Source organism: bacterium, assembly GCA_026398675.1.
In the GTDB taxonomy this organism is placed as follows: domain Bacteria; phylum RBG-13-66-14; class RBG-13-66-14; order RBG-13-66-14; family RBG-13-66-14; genus RBG-13-66-14.
Window position 1 is genome coordinate 1 of the sequence record JAPLSK010000383.1, and the last position, 4936, is coordinate 4936.

Genomic DNA, 4936 nt, shown 5'->3' on the forward strand with positions numbered 1-4936 from the left:
GGGTGTGGACACCCGCCCCTACTGAGGCGCGAATCGCGCATCGCCCTCGTAGGGGCCGACCTTCAGGTCGGCCCGACCCCCCCTCTCCCCGTGGGAGCGGCGCGCCGACGGGGATGGGGGTGAGGGCTGCCTTTGATAAACGCGGCGGGGATAGGAATCCCCGCCCTACGTCATCGCTATTTATGAGGCACAGGCCGGGGTAAAGGTCAGGGCATATAAATGTCGGGGACTAAAGTCCCCGTCCTACATTTAGGCCCACGGCGTGGATAAACCCGCGGCGGGTGTGTAAAGCCGCCACCGCGGCATGATTCACCTTAGCGGGTGATCGAGGCGGGTGCTATAATCCGGGGGCGTAAGTCCGAGATGGTCGCCGTGGCCTGATTTTTGCTTATGCTAAGGGAAGGGGGCCCGAGTGAAAGTATTGGTAACGGGCGGCGCCGGATTCATCGGCAGCCACATCGCCGACCGCTTCGCCGCCGAGGGCCACGCCGTCCATGTGGCGGACAATCTCTACTCCGGCCATCGCCGCAACCTCGACCCCGCCTGGGGCTTCAGCGAGCTGGACGTCTCGCAAGGCGACGGTCCCGGAAGCGGCGCCGGTTCGCTCCGGAAACTCTTCGAAGCGTTCGCCCCGGAGCTGGTGGTCCACGCCGCGGCCCAGGTCCGGGTCCGCTGCGACGACCACCTCCTCGACGCGCGGTACAACGTCCTCGGGTCGCTGAACGTGATCCACCTTGCGGCTGTCCACGGTGTGCGGCGGCTGGTCTACATCTCCACCGGCGGCGCCGGCTACGGCGAGCCCGAGTACATCCCCTGCGACGAGGACCACCCCATCCGGCCGATGAGCGCCTACGGCATCAGCAAGCTGACGGTGGAGCACTACCTGCGGCTGTACGCCCTCGAGCGCGGCCTGGACTACGCGGTCATCCGGCCCGGCAACGTCTTCGGTCCGCGTCAGGACGAGCGGGGCGAAGCCGGGGTGTGCGCCATCTTCACCGGCCTGATGCGCGCTGGGGAGCAGCCGGTCGTTTACGGCGACGGCTCCAACACCCGGGACTACGTGTACGTGGGCGACGTGGTGGAGGCGGTTTGGCTGGCCGCCACGCGGCCCGAGGCCTCGCGCCGGGTGTACAATGTGGGCACCGGCGTCGAGACCAGCACCCTGGACATCTACGACCACCTGGCCTCGCTCACCGGCTATCGCGGGAAACCGAAATATGCCCCCGAGCCCAACGAGGTGAAGCGGATCGCCCTGGACAGCGGTCGGATACAAAAAGAGCTGGGCTGGAAGCCGAAGCTCGACCTGCGCGCGGGACTGACCCGGCTGGTCAACTGGTCCGCCTCGGGCAGCCCTCGCTGAAGCACCGACCTTGAGGGGTAGAGCCTGCGGCGCCGCCCATCTACTAAATCACGGTTTTCTAATCCGGGTCGTTGAACCGCCCGCGGAGGGTGCATGGCGACGATTCTTGTGGTGGAGGACGAGGCCAACCTGCGACGGGCGGTCTGCCTCGGTCTGGAGCAAAGGGGATACCGCGTCCTGCAGGCGGGCACGCTGGGCGAGGCGCGCCGAAAGCTCCTCGGAAGTACGCCCGACGCCGTCCTCCTGGACCTCCGTCTGCCAGACGGAGACGGCCTCGCGCTCCTGGGCGAGATGAACGCCGGTCACCCCGAAACGCCCGTGGTGATTCTCACCGCCTACGGCGACGTGGACACGGCGGTGCGGGCGCTGAAGGCCGGGGCGGAGGATTTTTTCGAAAAGCCCTTCGAGCTCGAGGCGCTGGCGCTCATCCTGGAGCGGCTCGTCGAGAAGAAGCGGCTGCGGGACGAGGTGGCGTCCTTGCGGGAGAGGCTGGGCGACGCGGAGCCGCTCGGCGATTCCCCGGCCTGGCGGGCGGTCATGGAGACGGTCCGCCGGGTGGCCCCCACGAGCGCCACGGTGCTCTTCACCGGCGAGAGCGGCACGGGCAAAGAGGTGGCGGCCCGGGCGCTCCACCGCCTGAGCGGCCGTAAGGGCGAGTTCGTGGCGGTGCACGCGGCGGCCCTGCCCGCCGAGCTTCTGGAGAGCGAGCTCTTCGGCCACGCCCGCGGGGCCTTCTCCGGCGCGGTGAAGGACAAGCCCGGCTTCTTCGAGCGGGCCGACGGCGGCACCCTCTTCCTGGACGAAATCGGCGAGCTCCCGCAGGCGACCCAGGTCAAGCTCCTGCGGGTCCTCCAGGAGGGGGAGACGGTCCGCCTGGGCGAGACGAAACCGCGGCGGCTGGACCTGCGCCTCGCGGCGGCCACCAACTCCGACCTGAAGGCGGCCGTGGGGAGCGGAAAGTTCCGCGACGACCTCTACTACCGGCTGGCGGTGGTGACGGTGGAGCTGCCCCCGTTACGGGAGCGGGGGGAGGACGTGCCTCTGTTGACGGGGCATTTTTTGAGGCGGGCGGCGGCGACGCACGGGCTACCCCCGCGGAGATTCACCCCGGAGGCGGAACGTTTCTTGCGCGGGTACGCCTGGCCGGGCAACGTGCGCGAGCTTTCCAACCTCTGCGAGCGGCTGGTGATTCTCGGCCGCGGGGAGGAGATAGCCCCGGAGGAACTGCCCGCGGAGATTGCGGGAGCCGGGGCCACGGACTGGCCCCTGCCGCCGACCGGAGAGATGGGCTTGGACGAGGCGCTGGAGAGGCTGGAGCGGGGGATGCTCGAGCGCGCTCTGGCCGAAGCCGGGGGAGTGGCGCAGCGGGCGGCGAAGATTCTGGGCATCGGGCGCGGCGCCATGCAGTACAAGCTGAAGAAGTACGGCCTGGCGTGACGCATGGTTTCATGCGCCGGATAACGCGTTGATTATTAATGAGTTTGCTAAATTTTGAACCCCCGACTGCCGTCCGGGGGCCTTTCGTTGACCAAAAACCTGCGCCGGCGGGGTCCCCGGTCAGGGACGGGTAAATCGCACGAATTGCCCAAGGCCTGTATTATCAGTGAAATACACTCAGCCGTTTTCGCCCGCCGGACCCCTGGCACGCCCCTTGCTTTTAATACCGGCAAAGGAGAAAGATGTTCATCATCGCGCTGATATTCGCCATGCCCGTCCTCGGCCTCCTCGCCGGATACCTCCAGCGGCGGGATGGGGACCGGGTCCGCCTCCTGTGCCCGGCCTGCGGCGGCGAGATTTCCCGGGACTACCTGGCCTGCCCCCACTGCGGGTCGCGGCTCCAGTCCGCCTGCCCGGCGTGCGGCAAGCCGGTGCGCTCCCTCCGGAAGAGCTGTCCCCATTGCGGGACGCCGCTGGGGGGTGAGGCGAGGTGAAAAAGCCGGTAATCGCGGTTCTTGGGGTTCTTTCCGTCGGGGCGGTCGTTGCCGGGGTGGCGCTCATCGGCGTCTTCTGGCACCATGTCGAAGGTTGGGGACCGCCGCCGAGCCCCTGGCGTCACGGGGCGCAGGAGTGCCTCCAGGCGCCCGAGGAGCTGCCGCCGCCGATGCTCGAAAATCTTGACCGGATGAGCGCCGAGGAGAGGGAAGGGGCCCTCGACTTCTTCCGCGGTCTGCGTCCCGGTCAGCGCCGGGAGGCCCTCCGCGAGCTCGGGGAGTGCCCTTCGGCCGAGTTCCGGGAACGGCTGGGTGGGATGATGGTCGAACCGCCGCACCCGCCCTTCCTGTGGCCGCTGGTCCTGTTGTTCTTCGGGAGCCTGGGCCTCGCGCTGACGCTGTTTTGGGCAATCCGACGGAAAGACGGCGGGGCCCGGCTCGAACGCTGCCCCCACTGCGGACGCCCCGTGGAGACCGGCTGGAACTACTGCCCCTACTGCACCGGTCCGCTGGGATCCGGCAAAGGCTCGACCGACGCCGATTCATCGTGAAATTCAACGCGTCCCGCCTGGCGGGAACGCTTAAAAGGAGAGAGATGATACGCAGAAAAACGACCCTGATTCTCGCCCTGATAACAGGCATCCTCTTAGTCACCGCCCTGCCCGCGGTATCGGAGGGTCCGCACCGCGACGGCGGGGGGCCCGGTGAAGGGGGCGGCCCCATGTGCATGGCCTTCATCCCCGGCATCACGGCGGATCAGCTCGAGTCCATCGCCGCCATCCGCGACGAGCACCACGATGCGATGCAGGACCTGCGCGACAAGCTTTACGAGGCCAAGAACGCCTTCCGGGAGCTGATGCGCGACCCCGACCCGGACCTCGCCGCCGTGCGTAAGGCCAAGGAAAAACTGGACGCCCTGGAGACCGACATGCTCATCGCCCGGCTGGAGATGCGCGCCGCCGTGCGGAATATTTTGACCGACGGGCAGCGGATCTTCTTCGACGAGATGCAGGCCTTCGACCACCACGAAGGGGGCATGGACCCCGGCATGGGTTCCGGTCCCGGTATGGGATCGTGTCCCGGAATGGGCCCCGGATCGGGCATGGGCCCCGGCCCGGGCATGTCCGACGACTAGCGCCGAACCCCCTCCCTCCCAGGTGAGGCGCAACAAGGGGAACCCCCGCGGGTTCCCCCCTTTTTTCCATGGGTAGGGGCGGGTTTTAAGACCCGCCCGTTTGTTATCCACAGCCGTGCGCCTAAATGTAGGGCGGGGACTTTAGTCCCCGCCGTTTTTGTTTAAGGTAGCCCTCACCCTAACCCTCTCCCACAGGGAGAGGGGGCACGCTCCGGTCCGTGCCTCGCAGGCCTCCCACGGGAAAGGCGACATACAGAGCTGCCGCCCTACGCAGTATGGCATTGGACGTAGGGTGGGGGCTCCGTACCCCACCCGGTTCCACCCCCCTCCCCGGCCCGTAAGCGAGCTTCCCCCCAGAGGGGGGAGGGGGAATAGAGCAGCCCTCACCCTGCGTAGGCGCCCTCTCCCTCGGAGAGAGGGAAACCGTTTTCGCTGTGTGCCTATATGTAGGGCGGGGATTTTAATCCCCGCCGCTTTCCACCCCGACCCTCACCCCTGGTTGCGATGATG

5 protein-coding genes are annotated in these 4936 nt (G+C 67.6%); all 5 read left to right on the forward strand.

Annotated features, from left to right (window positions below):
* Window positions 1–412: 412 nt before the first annotated feature.
* The 5 genes from NTW26_11460 (at window position 413) to NTW26_11480 (ending at window position 4426) form a co-directional block, all read left to right on the forward strand.
* Entirely contained in the window at window positions 413–1360 is a 948-nt protein-coding gene (locus NTW26_11460) for an NAD-dependent epimerase/dehydratase family protein (GenBank protein MCX7022863.1), read from the forward strand.
* Between the two features lie 93 nt (window positions 1361–1453).
* The gene (locus NTW26_11465; protein ID MCX7022864.1) at window positions 1454–2797 is read left to right on the forward strand and encodes a sigma-54 dependent transcriptional regulator; all 1344 of its coding nucleotides are present in this window, start codon (window positions 1454–1456) and stop codon (window positions 2795–2797) included.
* A 242-nt stretch (window positions 2798–3039) separates the two neighbouring features.
* Window positions 3040–3291 carry a zinc ribbon domain-containing protein gene (locus NTW26_11470; GenBank protein ID MCX7022865.1) on the forward strand — a complete coding sequence of 84 codons (252 nt, stop codon included), beginning with the start codon at window positions 3040–3042 and terminating at the stop codon, window positions 3289–3291.
* Window positions 3288–3842: a zinc ribbon domain-containing protein gene (locus tag NTW26_11475; GenBank protein MCX7022866.1), complete on the forward strand. Its 555-nt coding sequence runs from the start codon at window positions 3288–3290 to the stop codon at window positions 3840–3842. Before NTW26_11470 ends, NTW26_11475 begins: the two co-directional genes overlap by 4 nt.
* Window positions 3843–3886: 44 nt before the next feature.
* Window positions 3887–4426 carry a Spy/CpxP family protein refolding chaperone gene (locus NTW26_11480; protein MCX7022867.1) on the forward strand — a complete coding sequence of 180 codons (540 nt, stop codon included), beginning with the start codon at window positions 3887–3889 and terminating at the stop codon, window positions 4424–4426.
* The last annotated feature ends 510 nt before the right edge of the window (window positions 4427–4936 follow it).